Annotated in this window: 16 protein-coding genes; 5 read left to right on the top strand and 11 right to left on the bottom strand. The window is 69.8% G+C overall.

All coding sequences use genetic code 11. The features are described from left to right. Nucleotides 1-119: 119 nt before the first annotated feature. The 7 genes from FCN18_RS04590 to FCN18_RS04560 form a co-directional block, all read right to left on the bottom strand. Nucleotides 120-1331, bottom strand: a complete 1212-nt coding sequence (locus FCN18_RS04590; protein WP_113643497.1) for a PucR family transcriptional regulator — start codon at nucleotides 1329-1331, stop codon at nucleotides 120-122. 67 nt (nucleotides 1332-1398) lie between these two features. Continuing rightward, on the bottom strand, nucleotides 1399-2025 hold the full coding sequence (locus FCN18_RS04585; RefSeq protein WP_158303046.1) for a 3,4-dihydroxy-2-butanone-4-phosphate synthase: 627 nt from the start codon (nucleotides 2023-2025) through the stop codon (nucleotides 1399-1401). Further along, nucleotides 2018-2782, bottom strand: a complete 765-nt coding sequence (locus tag FCN18_RS04580; RefSeq protein ID WP_158303045.1) for an enoyl-CoA hydratase/isomerase family protein — start codon at nucleotides 2780-2782, stop codon at nucleotides 2018-2020. Before FCN18_RS04580 ends, FCN18_RS04585 begins: the two co-directional genes overlap by 8 nt. Further along, entirely contained in the window at nucleotides 2763-3947 is a 1185-nt protein-coding gene (locus FCN18_RS04575) for a CaiB/BaiF CoA transferase family protein (protein ID WP_137093459.1), read from the bottom strand. The genes FCN18_RS04580 and FCN18_RS04575 overlap by 20 nt, the downstream gene beginning before the upstream one ends. Continuing rightward, nucleotides 3944-5104 carry an LLM class flavin-dependent oxidoreductase gene (locus FCN18_RS04570; protein ID WP_112273392.1) on the bottom strand — a complete coding sequence of 387 codons (1161 nt, stop codon included), beginning with the start codon at nucleotides 5102-5104 and terminating at the stop codon, nucleotides 3944-3946. The genes FCN18_RS04575 and FCN18_RS04570 overlap by 4 nt, the downstream gene beginning before the upstream one ends. Before the next feature lie 26 nt (nucleotides 5105-5130). Beyond that, the gene (locus FCN18_RS04565) at nucleotides 5131-6471 is read right to left on the bottom strand and encodes an MFS transporter (protein ID WP_228713644.1); all 1341 of its coding nucleotides are present in this window, start codon (nucleotides 6469-6471) and stop codon (nucleotides 5131-5133) included. Nucleotides 6472-6508: 37 nt separating this feature from the next. Further along, on the bottom strand, nucleotides 6509-7033 hold the full coding sequence (locus tag FCN18_RS04560; RefSeq protein ID WP_112273396.1) for a flavin reductase family protein: 525 nt from the start codon (nucleotides 7031-7033) through the stop codon (nucleotides 6509-6511). 145 nt (nucleotides 7034-7178) lie between these two features. Between FCN18_RS04560 and FCN18_RS04555 the strand changes: the two genes are divergently transcribed. The 4 genes from FCN18_RS04555 to katG all read left to right on the top strand — a co-directional run bounded on the left by FCN18_RS04555 (nucleotide 7179) and on the right by katG (nucleotide 12460). Next, nucleotides 7179-8408, top strand: a complete 1230-nt coding sequence (locus FCN18_RS04555; protein WP_137093457.1) for a PucR family transcriptional regulator — start codon at nucleotides 7179-7181, stop codon at nucleotides 8406-8408. 79 nt (nucleotides 8409-8487) lie between these two features. After that, entirely contained in the window at nucleotides 8488-9597 is a 1110-nt protein-coding gene (locus FCN18_RS04550; RefSeq protein WP_137093454.1) for a TetR/AcrR family transcriptional regulator, read from the top strand. A 134-nt stretch (nucleotides 9598-9731) separates the two neighbouring features. Next, on the top strand, nucleotides 9732-10187 hold the full coding sequence (locus FCN18_RS04545) for a Fur family transcriptional regulator (RefSeq protein ID WP_112273402.1): 456 nt from the start codon (nucleotides 9732-9734) through the stop codon (nucleotides 10185-10187). Next, on the top strand, nucleotides 10184-12460 hold the full coding sequence (gene katG, locus FCN18_RS04540) for a catalase/peroxidase HPI (RefSeq protein WP_137093452.1): 2277 nt from the start codon (nucleotides 10184-10186) through the stop codon (nucleotides 12458-12460). The genes FCN18_RS04545 and katG overlap by 4 nt, the downstream gene beginning before the upstream one ends. A gap of 87 nt (nucleotides 12461-12547) precedes the next feature. Here katG and FCN18_RS04535 read toward each other — a convergent pair whose 3' ends face one another. The 3 genes from FCN18_RS04535 to FCN18_RS04525 are packed head-to-tail and all read right to left on the bottom strand — an operon-like array spanning nucleotide 12548 to nucleotide 15894. Continuing rightward, nucleotides 12548-14101 carry an acyl-CoA synthetase gene (locus tag FCN18_RS04535; RefSeq protein WP_137093450.1) on the bottom strand — a complete coding sequence of 518 codons (1554 nt, stop codon included), beginning with the start codon at nucleotides 14099-14101 and terminating at the stop codon, nucleotides 12548-12550. A gap of 27 nt (nucleotides 14102-14128) precedes the next feature. Continuing rightward, nucleotides 14129-14914, bottom strand: a complete 786-nt coding sequence (locus FCN18_RS04530; RefSeq protein ID WP_206077805.1) for an SDR family NAD(P)-dependent oxidoreductase — start codon at nucleotides 14912-14914, stop codon at nucleotides 14129-14131. After that, entirely contained in the window at nucleotides 14911-15894 is a 984-nt protein-coding gene (locus FCN18_RS04525; RefSeq protein ID WP_112273408.1) for a polysaccharide deacetylase family protein, read from the bottom strand. Before FCN18_RS04525 ends, FCN18_RS04530 begins: the two co-directional genes overlap by 4 nt. Before the next feature lie 146 nt (nucleotides 15895-16040). On the opposite strand from FCN18_RS04525, the gene FCN18_RS04520 reads away from it, so the two are divergent. Further along, nucleotides 16041-17285: a PucR family transcriptional regulator gene (locus FCN18_RS04520; RefSeq protein WP_158303044.1), complete on the top strand. Its 1245-nt coding sequence runs from the start codon at nucleotides 16041-16043 to the stop codon at nucleotides 17283-17285. A 256-nt stretch (nucleotides 17286-17541) separates the two neighbouring features. Here the strand turns inward: FCN18_RS04520 and FCN18_RS04515 are convergent, their stop codons facing one another. Further along, on the bottom strand, nucleotides 17542-17865 hold the full coding sequence (locus tag FCN18_RS04515) for a DUF3040 domain-containing protein (RefSeq protein ID WP_112273412.1): 324 nt from the start codon (nucleotides 17863-17865) through the stop codon (nucleotides 17542-17544). Between the last annotated feature and the right edge of the window lie 176 nt (nucleotides 17866-18041).

Here is an 18041-nt window from a genome sequence, read left to right as displayed (position 1 = left end):
ACCTCCGAAGGACGTCTTCGACCTGGGGTTCAACGGAGGCGACGCTAGGTCGGCGCCCCGTGGAGTGTCAGCGCGCTAATCCGCGAAGTTGCACCCACGGTTGTTGTAGAAAACGCAAATCAGCTGGTCCAGCGGTCGCTCTTCATGCCGAGCAGCAGCAGGAGCAGCTGGTCGGGGTCGCTCGGGTCGTGCCCGGTGAGCTCGTGGATGCGGCGCAGCCGGTACACGACCGTGTTCGGGCGCACCCCAAGCCGGGCGGCGCTGCGCGCGACGTTGAACCCGTGCTCGAAGTAGACCCGCAGCGTCCGCACCAGCTGCGCGTCCCTGGCCCGGTCGTAGGCGTGCAGCGGGGCGATCGTCTCGTGGTGCAGCGTGGCCAGGTGCGGGCTGCTCGACAGCAGATGGTCGAGCAGCACCTCGGAGAACGTGCTGGCCTTGCCGCCACCGGTCGCAGCGCCGAGCCGGACGGCCTCCTCAGCCTCGGCATAGCTTGCCGCTATGCCCTCGGTGCCGTGGTGGGCACGGCCGACGCCGACGGCGAAGCCGTCGAGTCCGGCCGCCCACTCCCCGGCCTGTTCGACGAGCACCGCGTAGTCCCCACGGCCGGCCACCGGATAGATGGTGACCACCTCGTCCTCCCTGATGCCCACGAGGATCGCCGAGGACGTGGGCCGCAACCGTTCGCGGGCCTCTCCCACGGCGGCGCGCAGGGCGGAGCGGTCGTTTCCCATCGGCTCGAGGGACCTCGCGAGCACGACGGCGTGGTCTCCATCGACGTCGAGTGCCGAAGCCCCTACCCGGTGCCGCATGTGCTCGCTGATCGGCCTGCCGGAGACGAGCGCCTCCAGCAGGTCCCTGCGCATCGCCTCCCGGTCGCCGAGCATCCCGGTGACCTCGTCGAGATACGACTGTGCGACGACGACCGACACCTGGTCGACGTAGGCCATCACGCGAGCGGCGACCGCGAGCGCTGCCTCCCGCTCCCTCGGTGCGCGAGGATCGGTGACGGCGAGGATCTCCTGCCACACCACCTGGCCCCACAGCCGGTACGCGTGCAGCAGGGCCTGAAGGGGAATGCCCTGGTGGACCCGCCGCAACGCGCTGCGCCGCAACGCGTCCAGCGACGACTCGGTGGGCGGCGAATCCTCGCGCAGCGCGGTGAGCAGCTCCTCGACGTTGCGCTGGGCGGTGGGCAGCACGTCGCCACGCAACGTGTGCTCGTCGAGAGCGCGGTAGTCGACGATCTCCGCCTGGTAGCGCTCGACCAGCCGGGCTCCCACCGCGTCCAGCCGCTGGCCGACCCGCTCGATGGTGCGCAGGACGTCGTTCACCCTCGCTCACTCCCTTCCCTGCCGGTCCGGGTGAGTCTAGGCGCGTTCCGGCGCACCGTGTCGTCCCTTATGGACGGACGGCGGCGGCCAGGGAAGGACCTCGCTCGACGAGCTCTGCCGTCGATACGGCGGTCAGCCCTTCGCGCCTCGCGAACTCCCGGGCCTCGCGCGCGCCCGCCAGGCCGGTGGGGTCGCGTTCACTGACCAGATGCCCGTAGGCGGCGATCGGCTCACCCCCGGTCGCACGGACGAGCGCGACGGCAGCGCCCGGCAGGGTCACGGGCGGGAGGTGGGCGGTCAGGACCCGGACGGTGATCACGTGACCGGGGCGGGTGAAGTCGCCGGGTACCGCGGCCGGATCGGCCAGCCGCCGGAAGGTCGTCGCCCTGGCCGCGGCCGAGATCCCCGTGCCCGTCCCCACGGCGTCCACGGAGATCCCGAACTCGATGTCCCGGGGGCGCAGATCGCGGGCTGGGCTGACGGGAATCCTGAGCCGGTCGGGCACCTGTGGGGGCATCGCCGCGCACAGGAAACCCGAGGTGTGACGAACCAGCACGGCCACCGTCGAGGGCTCGGCCGCCCCGGCGGCCAGCACCAGTGCCGCCAGGTCCGCCTGCGAGTCGATCAACACGACCGGCTCCGGCCGGCCGAGCGCGAGGACGGCGGCACCTGCCTGCGGCGCGAGGTCAATCACCGGTACCGCCCAGGTAACGGGCGAGGCGACCACGCAGTCCCGGCCGGGTCAGCGACGTGACCAGGGCCGCCAGGTCCGCCGCGTCGTCGGCGTCGGAGACCGTCGCCGTCCGGCTCAGGATCGCGGCGACCGACGGCAGGTCGACCGTCCCGGTCGCCGCCAGGATCCGCTCCGCCTGCTCCTGCTGGTGCTCGCGGGCGACCACGGCGGAGCCGAGGCCCAGCCGGACCGCTGTCGCGGCGTCGACCTCGGACGAGTGCAGCAGCAGGTCGCGGGCGGCGCGGGTGCCGACGAGCGCGGCGAGATGCCGGGTGCCGAGCGCCACGCCGAACCGGAAGCCGGGAAACCGCAGTGTCGTCCGCGGGTCCAGCAGCCGATACGCACACGAGGCGACGATGTCGGCACCGGCCCCGATGGCCTTGCCACCAACGCAGGCCACGGTGACGAAGGGCGCTCGGCGAAGCCGCTGGAGGAGCTGTTCGATGCGCACGAAGCGCCACAGCAGGTCGCCTTCACCGCTGTCGAGGACACCGGCCATGTCGAAACCCGCGCAGAAGTGCCGGCCCGCTCCCCGGAGCACGAGGGCCCGGGTGCCGTCGCCACCCGCGGTGTCGACGACCGTGAGGAGACGTTCCACGGTGGCCGCGTCGAGGGCGTTCGCTCGCCGTGGCCGGTCGATGGTGACGGTGAGGATGTCGCCGGATCGTTCGACGCGCACCTCGCCGGTGCCCGGTGCCTCAGCGCTCGCCGTGCTCATCGAGCCACTCCTTCGCGACCTCGTCGTTGTGTTCCCCGAGCAGCGGAGGGGGACGCAGCGGCGCGACATGCCCGGTGATCGGGACGGGGAACGTGACCGTGCTGGTCGTGACCCCGTTGGGCAGGTCGAGGGGCTTGATCAGGCCCATCGCCTCGACCTGTGGGTCGCCGAGGATCTCGGAGAAGGTGTTGATCGGGGCGCACGGCACCCCGGCTTCCTCGAACGCGGCCAGCCAGGCCGCCGCGTCCCGCTCCAGGAACGGCGGGGCGAGCAGTTCGGTCAGCTCGTCCTGGTTGCGGGCGCGCAGCTCCTGCGTGCGGAACCGGGGATCGTCCGCGAGCCGGGGCAGGCCCACGACCGCGCAGAAGCGCCGCCACAGGTCGTCGTTGCCCGCGGCGACGACGAAACTCTTGTCCGCCGCCCGGAAGGCGCGGTACGGGGCGTTGCGCGGATGCGCCGAGCCGAGCCGGCGCGGGTCGCGACCGGTGCCGAAGTACTCACTGGTCTGCAGGGCGGCGATACCCAGCAACGTGCCCAGCATCGAACAGTCGATCCACGCCCCGCGGCCGGTGCGCTGGGCCCGGTGCACGGCGGCGGTGATCGTGTACGCGGCGTAGAGCCCCGCGACGAAGTCGCCCACCGGGACACCGCACTTGACCGGTTCGCCGTGCTCGTCGCCGGTCACGCTCATCAGCCCGGACACGGCCTGCACGGTGACGTCGAAAGCGCCACGCTGAGCGTACGGACCGGTCTGGCCGTAGCCGGAGATCGAGCAGTAGACGATCCTCGGGTTGCCCTCCGCCACCGCCTCGTAGCCCAGGCCGAGGCGATCCAGTGTTCCCGCGCGGAAGTTCTCCACGACGACATCGGCGGCGCCGGCGAGCTCGAGTACCCTGGTCTTGTCCTCAGTGGACTTCAGGTCGACGGCGATGCTTCGCTTGTTCCGGTTCACCGACGCGAAGTTCGCGCTGTACCGCGCCGGGGTGTCCGGTTCGCCCATCAGCGGCGGCCACTGCCGCATGCCGTCTCCGGCACCGGCCCGCTCGACCTTGACGACGTCGGCCCCGAGGTCGGCGAGCAGCGATCCGGCGAACGGGCCTGCCGCGATCTGGCCGAACTCGAGCACGCGCAGCCCCGCGAGCGGCGCGCCCTGCGAGCCGGTCATCGGCCGGCCGCCTTCCGCAGCCCCGCCTCGACCAGCAACGGCATCACCTGCTCTCCGAAGCGCCGCAGGTCGGGCAGGTAGTCGAAGAAGTTCACCTGCATGCCGTCGCAGCCGGCCTCGTGCAGCTTGCCGAACCACTCGACGATCTGCTCGGGTGTGCCGACCAGGTGCACGTTGCCACCGACCACCCACTGCTCACGGCTGTGCCCTCGCCAGGACTTGTTGTCGCCCCCGGTGAAGCCCGCGACGAAGTTGTCCGCGGCGACGGTGTCCTCGTTGTCGAGGATCGCCTGATAGGCAGCCCACGCCTCCTTCTCGGTCTCCCTGCAGATGACGTGGGGGTTGATCACGGTGCGTACCTCGCGGCCCCGGGCGCGAGCCAGGTCCTTGATCTTCTTGTTGTGCGCGGGCAGCGTCTCGACGGCCTTGTGCGGGTCCGCGCCGCCGGGGCTGGTGATGAAGATCAGGTCGGAGTACTGCGCGGCGTACTCCAGCCCCGCGGGCGAGGACGCGGCGTTCACCAGCACGGGCCGCCCGTGCACCGGTTTGGGCAGCACGTGCGCGTCCTGCATCGACCAGTACTTGCCGCGCGTCGTCACGTTGTCCTCGCTCGCCCACAACGTGCGCAGCATCTCGGTGAACTCGGCGGCCATGTCGTAACGCAGGTCGTGCTCGATCGGATCGAGCCCGAACATCCGGTACTCGCTGGGTTTGTAGCCGGTCACGACGTTGAGCCCCCAGCGGCCGCCGGAGATGTGGTCGATGCACGCGCCGTACTTGGCGAGGTGCACCGGGTGCCAGCCGTACAGCACGTGCACGGTGCTGATCAGCAGCAGCCGCGTCGTCTGTGCCGCGAGGGCCGCCGAGCTGATCAGCGGGTCGAGCTCGTGCTCGCGGAAGCGCGTCTCGCCGCCATAGCCGCCCTTGCCGAGCCACTGGCCGAGCCCGAATGCCAGGTCGAAGCCGTACTTCTCGGCCTCGAGCGCGCAGGTCGCGTTGTAGTCGTAGGTCCAGCTCGTCTCTCGGGGCGCCGACGAGGGGCTCCACGCGCCCTCCTGCAGCGGCAGGAACAGGCCGAGTATCAGGTCGTTCTCCATCGCGGCCGCCAGCGGCGAGCTCGGCGCCAGATCGGCCGCCGGTACGGGATTCGTCGACATGTCGTCCGTCCTTTCTCGTGAACTGGTCAGGAAGGCACGTGCCGTGCGGGCGTTTCCGCCTGCGCAGGCTCGGCGTCGCGTCCGTCCACAGTGGGCATGAAGAGCAGGGACACGAAGGCGATGGCGCACATGCCCATCAGGTAGAGCGCGATCGGCACCGTCGAGTTGTAGTGCGCCATGAGCGCCGTGGCGATCAGTGCGGCCGGCCCGCCGGAGGTGATGGACGAGAGCTGGTAGCCCAGGGAGGCACCGCTGTAGCGAACCTCCGCGGGGAAGCTCTCGGCGATGAATGAGCTCTGCGGGCCGTACTGCATGTCGTGGACCACCAGCGACAGCACGATCCCGACGACCATCAGGGCGGTGACACCCGAGTTCAGCAGCCCGAAGTACGGCAGCGCGAAGACGAACATCACCACGATGCCGATCTGCAGCATCCGCTTGCGGCCGATGCGGTCCGACAACGCTCCCCAGAACAGCGTGCTGGCCAGCGAGACAGCGGCGGCGAGCATGACGGCGAGCAGCATCGTCGAACGCTCGTGCCCGAGTGAGGTGACGCCGTAGCTGAGCACGAAGGTCGTGAACAGGTAGAACGACGCGTGCTGGCCCGCGCGCATCAGCGTGGTCTTCAGCACCATGCGCCAGTGGTGGCGCAACAGGTAGGCGACCGGCGCCTGCCGCACGGTCCCCGCCTGCTTCGCCTCGACGAACGAGGACGTCTCCGCCACCCGCAGCCGCAGGTACAACGCGAGCCCGGTGAGTACCAGGCTGAACAGGAACGGGATCCGCCAGCCGAAGGACTCATAGGCGGCGGGCGACATCAGGCGGCTGGCCCCTTCCGTCACCGCCGTGGCCGTGATCAGCCCGAGCGGACTACCGAACTGCGGCAGGCTGCCCATGAAGCCGCGCCTGCCCTTGGCGGAGCTCCACTCGGTGGCCATGAGCACCGAGCCACCCCAGTCGCCACCCACCCCGATCCCTTGCAGGACACGGAGAACCACCAGCGCTCCCGCTCCCCACATTCCGGCCGTGTCGTACGTCGGCGCCAGCCCCACGAAGACGGTGCCGAAACCCATCAGCAACGTCGTCATGATCAGGACCCTGCGGCGGCCGATGCGGTCGCCGAAATGCCCGAAGACCATGGCACCGAGCGGACGCGCCACGAATCCGGCGAAGAACGTCGACAGCGCGAGCAGTGTCCCGGAGTACGGGCTGCTGTTGGGGAAGAAGAGCTGGTTGAAGATCAGGGCGGCGGACAGCCCGTAGACATAGAAGTCGTACCACTCGATCGCGCTGCCCGCCGTCGAGGCGAGCAAACCGCGTCGCGCCATTCGAGCATCCGACAACTCGTTCGCACCGTTGCGTGGCATCCGAGACCTCCTTGTTTCGGATCGCGTGGCGGTTGGGTCAGGCGGCGAGCCGCCGGTGGCGGCCCCGGAAGAAGAGCAGCGGCTCGCCCTCGTCGTGCCCCGCGTCGACGACCCGGCCGACGAACAGGGTGTGGTCCCCCGCTTCCTGAACGGTGTCGACAGCGCACTCGAACCAGCCCAGCGTGTGCCGCAGGATCGGTGCGCCGAGGACGCCAGAACGATGCCCGGCCCGCGCGAACTTGTCCTCCACGCGGCTCGCGAACAACGAGCACAGTTCGGCGCCTTCCTCGCTGTCCGGGAGGATGTTGATCGCGAACGAGCCCGCCCGCTCGATGGCGGCGCGGGTGCGTGAGCCGTGGCCGAGGGAGATCAGCATCAGAGCCGGGTCGAGGCTCACGCTGAGCACCGCGTTGGCGGCGCAGCCGTGCGCGTTGTCGCCTGTGGAGCAGGTGATGACCGTGATGCCCGTGGCGAAGGTGCCCGCGACGGCCCGCACCAGTCCGGGTTCGATGTTGCGGCCGGAGGCAGGCACCTCGATGCTTTCCCGATGGTCGAGCGACATTGCCTTCTCCCCTGTTCGGTGAGTGACCACGCCGGCTCCCGTACCCCTGTCACCGCCGTGACCAGGCGGGATCCGTGTAACGTATGTTTCCGCCCGTCGCCGACGGTGTCATCGGAGACATCGCACGATTCGGAGGGTCGTAGTTGTGACGACGTCGCAACCGCAGCCGGAGGACTTCGGCCGGGTCGGCCGGTACGTCACCGACACGATCTGCGCCGCCAACCCCGACTACGCCAACCTCGATCCCGCCGTGCTCGCCGATGTCGTGCAGACGAACGTGCACAACGCCCGTATCTACCTCCAGGCCGTCGCGCACCAGCGGCGCCCGACCGGCGAGGAACTCGCCACGCTCGCCGAGGCCGCACGCAGGCGAGTGCACCAGGGGATCGCGCTCGGGGCCATGTTGCGCGCCTACCGCATCGGCGCCAGGGCGATGTGGGAGAAGCTGAGTGAGAGCAGGCCCGACCTCGATCACCGGACGCTCACCGACTACACCCTCCGCTACATCGACTGGGTGAGCAGCGAGGCGGAGCGGGCCTATCTCGCCGAGCGTGACCGCCTGCTCGACTCGCGGCTCGAGGCGACCCGGCTGCTGCTGTCCCGCATCATGGAGGACGATTTCTCCACCGCCGAGGAACGCGACGCGGCCGTGCGTTCCCTCGGCTTGGATCCGCGGCAGCCGCACGCGACCGTCGTCATTGGACCGACCAGCCGCGCCGGCCACACGCTCGACGACGTCCTGCTCGAGGTACTCCAGGAGATCCGCCGCCACGTTCCTGGCAGCATCTCGTCGCTGCTGCGCCGCGGAGCCGTCATCCTTGTGCCGACGGCCGCGACCAGCGGGATCGAAGCCCTGCTGGAACGCGCGCTGCGTCAGTCGGGAGCGGAGGCCGGGTACGTCACCGCGGGAGTCGGCCGCCCCACCCCCACTGCTGAGGGCCTCCCCGCGGCGGCGCGCGAGGCCGAACGCGCCCGCGCGCTCGGTGAGATCCTTTTCCCAGACCGCCTGGTGCACACCTACGAGGCAACGGCATTCTTCGACCTTTTCCGGCAGGGAGAACCGGTCGACACGTTCGTCGCGACCGTGCTGGGCGAGTTCCTCGGTGGCGACCGCACGAGCAGGATCGATCTCGTGCGCACGTTGTACGTGTACTTCACTCTCGGCATGAACCGCCGCGCCACCGCCACGCGGCTCGGCATCCATCCGAACACCCTCGACTACCGGCTTCGCCAGGCGGCCAAGACCTCCGGTGTGGAACTGACCTCGCCGGAGAACTCGTTCCGGTTCCAGCTCGCGGTCCGTCTGCTGCCGCTGTGCACGCACACGTCGTGGCTCGGCGACGAGGACGCGCTGGGGCAGATCCTGGCCACGTGACCCAGGCCGATTTCGAATGGTCTTATCATTCGGATTCTGTCTGTGTTCTGATGTCCGGCGTCAAGGGAAGGGAGTGCCGATGGTACGGCTGACCCGGGCACAGCAGCAGGAGCGCACCCGCGCGTCCGTGCTGGCGGCGGCGAGGGAGGAGTTCACCGAGCACGGCTACGCACTGGCGAAGGTCGACCGGATCGCCGAGCGGGCCGAGCTGACCCGTGGGGCGGTGTACTCGAACTTCCCGAGCAAACGCGCCCTGTACCTAGCCGTGCTGATCGACCTGGTCGAGAACACCGCCACCGCCGCGCCCGCGGCGTCGCCGTCGTCGCCTGCCGACGCGCTCGGCCGGTTCGCCCGGACCTGGCTCGAGCGGCTGCCGTTGGTGGGCGACACGGCCTCCGGAGGGCGGCTGCAACTGCGCTCGCTCGTCGGCGTCCTCGACGACGAGCGCGGGCGGACGGTGCTGGCGCAGGTCGCCCGGCTTGAGGCGCTGCTGCTCGGCGCCGCGCTGGAGTCGTGCGAACCGCCTCATGCGGAGTCACCGCGGCGGGTACGTCTGGCGGCGCTGGTGCTGACGCTGCTCGACGGCTCGGGCCACCTGGCCGAGGCCGCACCGGGTTCGGGTGACCCGTTCGACGTGGCGCGCGCGTGCCAGCACCTGGCGGGAATCGGCCTCGCTGACACCTGGGCACCGCCACACCTGCCCTCCGTCGCCCCGGCACAGCCGTGCGAGGACACCTGGGCTCCGCCCACGGATCTCGCGGATCGGATCAGCGGTGCCAGGGTCGACCTCGGTGCCGACGGCGTGATCGCCGTGCTGGGGGCAGGCAGGCTCGCCGCGGCCGAGGAAGCCCTCCGGTCCGCCCGGCCCGGCGACCAGGTGACGGTGGCCGCCGTCACGAGTGATCCGGCGGAGACCGGCCGTCTCGTCCGGCTCAAGGTCAGCGACCTGGTGGGATGTCTGCGGCGGGTGTTCGCCGAGGGCGCGTTGCCCCCGCTGCGCCTGGTGCTCGACGACCACGCCACGGTCGCCTCGGCGCTCGGGCTCCCCGATCCCGACGACGAGACCGAGACCGCGGTGCGCGTCGAGCGCGGAAAGATCGTCGCGCGCGCCCACGGCCGAGGCGCCGCCCATGCCGCGGCGACCGCCGAAGCCGCGGGCGCCAGACGCCCACGGAAGTCGAGAAGCTGACGCACCCGGAGTCGCTCCCCGCGACCGGCACCGGCCTGCCGGTGCTCCACCCGCCGCGCTGGATCGGCCTCACCGGCTCGGCCCCCGCAGTCGCCTAACTTGAGCTGTTCAAGACAACGTCCTATGGTCGGGGTGTGTCTTCGGACTTCGAAGCGCAGCTGCGGGCGGTGTCATTGCGCGTGACACGGCCCCGGTTGGCAGTGCTCGCCGCACTGCGCGACCACCCGCACGTCGACACGGAGACGGTGATCGCGCTCGTCCGGGCCGAGCACCCCACCGTGTCCCACCAGGCGGTCTACGACGTGCTGCGGGCGCTGACCGACGCCGGTCTGGTGCGGCGCATCCAGCCCGCGGGCACGACCGCCCGCTACGAATCCCGGGTCGGAGACAACCACCACCACGTCGTGTGCCGATCCTGCGGCACGATCGCGGACGTCGACTGCGCCGTCGGCCACGCGCCCTGTCTCACCGCCTCGGACGACCACGGCTTCGTGATCGACCAGGCGGAGGTCGTCTTCTGGGGTATCTGCCCCGAATGCTCGGCCCGGCCCACCCCCGAACGATCCGTCAGCTCGAAAGGAAGCAGATGAGCGACCCCCAGGACAACACCCCGTCCAGCGCACAGGGAGTGGACAAGAAGGCCGCGGCAGGCTGCCCGGTCGCGCACGACTCCGTGACCTCCCACGGCAGCGAGAGCGAGAACCCGGCGATCGACTCGCCGACCGCGAAGACCGGCGGCCGTCCGCGCACGAACCAGGACTGGTGGCCCAACCAGCTCGACCTCTCGGTGCTGCACGCGCGCTCGTCGAAGGCCAACCCGCTCGCGGAGGACTTCAGCTACGCCAAGGAGTTCGCCAAGCTCGACGTGGAGGCCCTCAAGCAGGACGTCATCGAGGTGCTCACCACCTCGCAGGACTGGTGGCCCGCCGACTTCGGCCACTACGGCGGTCTGATGATCCGCATGAGCTGGCATTCCGCGGGCACCTATCGCATCCACGACGGCCGCGGCGGCGCGGGCGACGGCGCCCAGCGGTTCGCCCCGCTCAACAGCTGGCCCGACAACGCCAACCTCGACAAGGCCCGCCGCCTGCTGTGGCCGGTCAAGCAGAAGTACGGCCAGAAGATCTCGTGGGCCGACCTGCTCGTGTTCGCGGGCAACGTCGCACTGGAGTCGATGGGCTTCAAGACCTTCGGCTTCGGCTTCGGCCGCGAGGACACCTGGGAGCCCGAGGAGATCTACTGGGGCCCGGAGGACGACTGGCTGGGTGACGAGCGCTACGTCTCCGGCACGGAGATGGTGCCCGAGCTCGGCGCCACCGAGATGGGGCTGATCTACGTCAACCCCGAAGGCCCCCGCGGCAGCGCGGACTTCCACGCGGCGGCCCATTTCATCCGCGAGACCTTCAGCCGGATGGCGATGAACGACGAGGAGACCGTCGCACTCATCGCCGGTGGCCACACGTTCGGCAAGACCCACGGCGCCGGCAACGCCGACGACCACGTGGGCCCCGAGCCCGAGGCCGCGCCGCTGGAGGCGCAGGGCCTCGGCTGGTTGAGCACCCACGGCAGCGGCAAGGGCCCGGACACGATCACCAGCGGCCTCGAGGTGACGTGGACCGACCGGCCGACCGAGTGGAGCAACCGCTTCTTCGAGATCCTCTTCGGCTACGAGTGGGAGCTCACCACGAGCCCCGGCGGCGGCAAGCAGTACGTCGCCAAGGACGCGCCGGAGATCATCCCGGACCCGTACGACCCGAACAAGAAGCACAAGCCGACCATGCTCACCACGGACCTGGCACTGCGCTTCGACCCGGTCTACGGGCCGATCTCCCGCCGGTTCATGGAGAACCCGGACGAGTTCGCGCTGGCCTTCGCCAAGGCCTGGTACAAGCTGCTGCACCGCGACATGGGTCCGGTCAGCCGTTTCCTGGGGCCGTGGGTCGCCGAGCCCCAGCTGTGGCAGGACCCGGTGCCCGCCGTGGACCACGAGCTCGTGAGCGAGGCCGACGTCGCCGCGCTCAAGGCGAAGGTCCTGGAGTCCGGTCTCACGACCGCCCAGCTCGTCACCACCGCCTGGGCCTCCGCCGCGAGCTTCCGGTCCACCGACAAGCGCGGCGGCGCCAACGGCGCCCGGATCCGCCTGGAGCCCCAGCGCAGCTGGGAGGTCAACCAGCCCGAGCAGCTCGCCCCGGTCCTCGAGAAGCTCGAGGGCATCCAGCGGGAGTTCAACGAGGCCGACGGCGCGAAGATCTCGCTCGCCGACCTGATCGTGCTGGCAGGCTCGGCCGCCGTCGAGAAGGCGGCGCGCGACGCCGGCGTCGAGGTGACCGTGCCGTTCCACCCCGGCCGCACCGACGCCAGCCAGGAGCAGACCGACGTCGAGTCGTTCCGGGTACTCGAGCCACGCGCCGACGGGTTCCGCAACTACCTGCGTGCCGGGGAGAAGCTCCAGCCGGAGGTGCTGCTCGTCGACCGTGCCTACATGCTCGACCTGACCGCACCCGAGATGACCGTCCTCGTCGGCGGCCTGCGCTCCCTCGGAGCCAACTTCGGCGGCACCCGGCACGGCGTTCTCACCGACCGGCCCGGCGTGCTCACCAACGACTTCTTCACCAACCTGCTCGCCCCGGGCACCAGGTGGAAGGCGTCGGAGTCCGAGGAGAACGTGTACGAGATCCGCGACTCGGCCACCGACGAGCTGAAGTGGACGGCCACCGCGGTCGACCTCATCTTCGGCTCCAACTCCCAGCTGCGGGCCCTCGCGGAGGTGTACGCCAGCGCCGACGCTCGCGAGAAGTTCGTGGGCGACTTCGTCGCGGCCTGGACCAAGGTCATGGAGCTCGACCGCTTCGACCTCGCCTGATCCAGTCCGCACCGGCGAGCCCGGCCGATCCACCGTCGATCGGCCGGGCTCGCCGCGTCCCATCGCAAAGCCGCGCCGCGACGGACCTCAGTCACCGGCCGGTGGCGCCACCTCCTTGCGGAGTTGCCGTTTCACGAGCTTGCCGGTCGGCGTGCGGGGAAGCGTGTCCACGAACTGGAAATGGCGAGGCAGCTTGAACCGCGCGATCCGCTGTTCCAGATATCCGCGCAGCTCCTCGACCAGTTCGTCGCCGGGCGTGGTCCCGGCCGCGGGTTGCACCACCGCCATGACCGCCTCGCCCATTTCCGGATCGGGCACCCCGATCACCGCGATGTCGTCCACCGCCGGGTGCAGCGCCAGACCGTCCTCGATCTCCTGCGGATAGATGTTCACGCCACCGGAGATGATGACGAACTCCTGCCGGTCAGCCAGATACAGGTAGCCGTCCTCGTCGACGCGACCCAGATCGCCGGTGGTGGACCAGTTCGGGTGCTTCGGGTGTTGCGCGGCGCGGGTCCTTTCCGGGTCGTTCAGGTACTCGAACGGCATCTCGTCGCGCTCGAAGTACACCACTCCGACCTCACCGGCCGGCAGTTCGGTGCCCTCCGAGTCGCAGATGTGGATGACGCCGAGCGCGGCGCGGCCCACCGAACCCGGCCGCTGCAACCAGCTTCGCGGGTCGATGACGGTCAGGCCGTGTGCCTCGGTCGCACCGTAGTACTCGTGCACGATCGGACCCCACCAGTCGATCATGGCCTGCTTCACCTCGACCGGGCACGGCGCCGCCGCGTGCACCGCCACCCGGTGACTGGACAGGTCGTACTGGTCGCGCACCTGCTCGCCGAGCTTGAGCATGCGCACGAACATGGTCGGCACCCACTGGCTGTGCGTGACCCGGTACCTCTCGATCGCGGCCAGCGCCTCACGTGGGTCGAACCGCTCCATCAGCACCACGGTGCCGCCGAGCGACTGGACCACGGCGCAGAACCGCAGCGGCGCCGCGTGGTACACGGGTGCCGGGGACAGGTACACGGTGTCCTCACCGAACCCGTACAGCGGGCCGAACGCGGCGACCAGCGGGTCGCCCGGCTCGCTCACCTGCCGATCCGGCAGCGGCGGCTTGATGCCTTTCGGACGCCCCGTGGTCCCGGAGGAGTACAGCAGGTCCGAGCCGCGCGGCTGATCGTCGAGCGGGGCGTCGGACACCCCGTCCAGCGCGGTGGACAGCGCGGTGAACCCATCCGGTGCCCGGCCCTGGTGCAGCGAGAGGCGCAGCGGGACGGCGGCGTCCGCCGCCGCGTCCGCGGCGAGCTGTACCACCGTGTCCCGGCCACCGGTCACGATCACCTTTGCGCCGGAATCGGTGAGGATGTAGCTGACGTCCGCGACGGTGAGATTGTGGTTGATCGCGGTGATGTACAGGCCGGACCGCTGCGCGGCCCAGTAGACGATGAACACCTCGGCGAGGTTCGTGGCGACCAGCGCGACCACGTCACCGCGGCGCAGCCCCTGCTCGTGCCAGTAGCGCGCCAGCCGTGCGGAGGAACGGTCCAGCTCGCCGTAGCTGAGTGCGGCCCCGGTCCCGCTCATGATGACGGCGGCCCGGTCCGGCGCGCTGCGCGCATGGGTTCCGGGAAACATTGCGACCTCCTCGGGTCGGTAGGAAAATCAGCGTCCGAACTGGCCGTCGTCGACCTTGATCACCGTTCCGGTCACGGCCTCCGACGCCGGTGAGGTGAGATACAGCAGCGTGCTGTCCAGCAGGCTCGGGTCCGGCAACCGGCCGCGGGGCAGTTGGTCGGACGGGTCGCCGACCCGCGAGATCATCCCGGCCATCATCTCGGAGTGGAACATCCCCGGGGCCATACCCACGACGTTGATGCGATTGCGCGCCCATTCCACCGCGAGCACCTCGGTCATCCGTGCCAACGCCGCCTTGGTGACCGAGTACAGCGCCGCAGTCGGAGTGCCCGAGTAGTGGAACGCGGTCATCGACGACACGTTCACGATCCGCCCTGGCCTGCCGTCGGCGATCATCCGGCCGCCCACCTCGCAACTGAGCAGGAACGGCCCGCGCAGATTGGTGCCGATGACCAGGTCGGCGTCCGCGGCCGACACCTTGTGTGGCCGCACCCCGTACGGAACGCCTGCGTTGTTCACCAGGGTCGTGACCGGGCCCAGCTTGTCCTGTGCCTCGTCGACGGTCGCGGCGAACGTCTCGGGCTTTGTCAGGTCGAGGCGAACGCCCACGGCGGTACCGCCGGCCGCGGTGATGTCGGCGCACACCGCCTCGATGCGGTCGGTGCGGCGCGCCGCGAGCGCCACTTTGGCGCCCGCGGCGGCCAGTACCCGCGCGAACCGCTCGCCGAGTCCTGACGATGCCCCCGTGACCAGCGCTACCTGGCCTTCGAGCAGGTGAGGGTCGCGCTGGCGCACGCTCTGTCGCTCGGTCACCAGTCGAAGTTGTCGAAGTCGGGCACGCAGCCTTCCAGGCCCGCGGCCATGTTGCCGAACATGGCGCCGAAGATCGTCGGCTCGTCCAGGCCTTCCACCGGAATCACGGCGCGCACCTCCGCGATCGCCTCACGCGGCGGGATGCCCTCAACGGCCACGTTCTCGATCTCCGCCCACTTCTGCGTGAAGTTGCGGAACATCGGGGTGACCGTGTTGGGCGGGATCACGTTGGCCGGGTCGGCCATCGCCTCCTCCAGCGTCACGAACTCCACGCCGAGCTCCTTCAGGCCGGCGAGGACGCGGTCCGCGGCGTCCCCGGTCACCGGCGTGCCATGCAGAAGTCCGATGTGGACCTGCTGGCGCCCGAGGGCCTGGTAGGACAGGTTCACCTGTCGTTTGAACTGATCGATCGCGGTTTCCACGAACTTGTCCAGGATCCAGTTGCGGACACCCTCGTCCTTGTTGTGCAGCGCGCGCAGGTACGGCACGGCGAACTGGGCGTCGTAGAACCAGTAGGACAGCGGGGCCGCCAGGTAACCGGCCTTGGCGAGCCACGCCTGCACCTGCGCGGTCTTCTCGGGCGAGTTGCCCCACATGTCCATGCAGTAGCGGAAGTACTTGCTGGGCGCGCGCTCGATGTAAGAGCCGATGACATCCTCGCTGCGCTTGATGTCGTCGATGTACACGCTTGGTTTCACCCAGTTCAAGCTGGCGTGGTAGTGCGTGTGGTTGCCGACGTGGTGGCCTGCGTCCACCCACTGGTCGAAGACCTCGGCGAACGCGGGCTCGTCGTCCACCGGCGCGGTGGACGAGAACGAGTACACCGGTGGGTGGCCGTGGTTGGCGAACGCGTCGATCAGCAACTGCGCGGTGCGGGCGGGTGGGTGGCTTTCCGGGTATGGCATGCCCTTCCACTGGAAGAGGTCGTCCACACTCATCGCGACCTTGACGGGCTCGCCCGACGGGGACAGCACGGTCATGAGCACAGCTCCTTTGCTGGCGGGAACTCAGCTGGTGCTGTCACGCTAGGAACCGCGGTCCTACTCGGGGTATGTCCGCGCCGCCCACAGTGCGATGGGCGCACTGCACATATGGCCATCGCCGCACCTGTGACTACCATGTGACCATGGTCACGGTCGGCGGAGAGTTGTCGGAACTGGAGTCCGCCCTGGCAACGCGATTTCGTGCGGATTCGGCGCGCATGCTGGCCGAAGTCGCCGACGCGATCATCGCACGGTTCCCACGGCTCGCCGATGACACGGTGGTGCCGACGGGCTTTCTGCACACCACGTTGGCTTCGCACGCGGCTACCTTCGCGCAGTTGCTGGAACGCAGTCCTGCCGTTGCGCCACCCGAGGTGAGCGAGCTCGGCAGGACGCTCGCGGCGATCAGGGAACCGATCACCACCCTGACCCGGGTCTTCGAGATCGGCCACGAGACCTTCTGGCAGCTGCTGGTGACGATGATCTCGGAGTCCGAGGACCTGCGCGGCAGCGAGGTCGAACTGTTGCGGTTGCTGACCGTGCGGCTGTTCGACTACATGCAGGTCAACACATCGGCCGCGCTGCGCGCGTACATTCAGCGCGACGGCGAGGAGACCAAGGCCACGCAACGCCGAAGGCTGGCCGTAGTGCGCGGCAGCCTGCGCGGTGAGGTCGCCGACCAGGAGCTGGAAGGCGTGCTGGGGTACCGGTTGTTGTCCCAGCACGTGGCCTACGCGGCGCGCGGTACGGCGCTCGAGGCCGACGAGCTGAACACCGTCATCGAGCAGCTGCGGCGCGGTGTGCGGCCGATTCAACATGTGACGCTGTACGACGACGACGTGTTGTACGGCTGGTTCACCCCCCGCGATGCGACCTGGCATGACCGGCTGGCTGAGCTGTCCGTGCCGACGGCGGTGACGGTGGCGTGCGGGCCTGCCCGGCATGGCCCGGAGGGGTTCCGGCAGTCTCATCGCGATGCGCTCGAGGTGCTGCGCGTCGCCGACGCACTGGACGCGAGCGGGGTCCGGCACTACGAGGAGTCCGCCGTGCTGGCGCTGGCCACGCACGATCCCAGTGCCGCCAAGGCGTTCGTGGACCACCAGCTCGGTCCTCTGGCTGAGCCGTCCGAGCAGACCCAGCACCTGCTGCGCACCCTGCAGGTGTATCTGGCCGAGAACGGCAGTCCGACGCGTGCTGGCCGGCGGCTGCACACGCATCGCAACACCGTGATCCAACGGATGGAACGCGTGGAAGCCCTGCTCGGCCGGCGGCTGGATCCGTCGAGCCTTGCTCTGCGGGTGGCCGCGGAGCTCTCCACGATCACGGCCTCGAGGTGTTCGGCACCCCGCGCCGACACCGCGTCCGAGCCCAGAAGCGCACGCTGCTGAGCGGCCGCTGATCGCCGCACCCCTGTGCGGGTCAGGCGGCTGCGCAGCGGGGCGCCGCCGTGTTCGACCAACGCAGTGAAGGCCACCATGCCTGCGTTGAGCGCAGTGAAGGCCACCTTGCCTGCGCGCACCCGTCTCGCGCCACCGCCGGATCGGCCATGATCGCGTGCGTGTTCATCGCCACCGGACATCCCGTTCCACGCCTAGCGGCGTCTGGGCCGGGCCCGCCTCGAACTCAGCGCGACCCCTGTGCGGGTCAGGCGGCTGCGCAGCGGGGACAGTTCGGTTCCGACGCCGGAACCAGGTGGTGGCACGCCGGGTCGTAGTGGCTCCTCGAGACCCACCGGATCGGCCCGACGGCACCGAGCACCAGCGCGAGCAGCCCGAACAACACCCATCCGGCCACGAGCAGGCCCACGCCCACGACGGCGGCGGCCAGGATGGCCAGCGTCAGGAACGTCGACGTGGAGTCCTCCGGCGGGGTCATCCGGCGCAGCCACTTGTCGAGCCGGGGATCGTCGGCGCGAAGGCCGTGTTCGAGTTCGGCCAGCGCGTGTTGTTCCTGCTCACTCAGCGGCATGGCCTGCCACCCTGGAATGGTGCGCTGAATTGCACAAGAGACCTTTTCTCCTTCGGGGCACAGGAGGTCGTAGCGGGGGCTACCTCCGTCGGAGACATCGTGGTCAGCCCTGGATCTGGCCGCAATGACGGTGGTCACAAACGCCACAAAGAATGAGAAGCGATAATTGCAAGCTC

It is taken from the genome of Prauserella endophytica (assembly GCF_005146945.1).
GTDB lineage: Bacteria > Actinomycetota > Actinomycetes > Mycobacteriales > Pseudonocardiaceae > Prauserella_A > Prauserella_A endophytica.
Note: the sequence above shows the minus strand (reverse complement) of the source record. Positions and strands in the feature narration are given on the sequence as shown.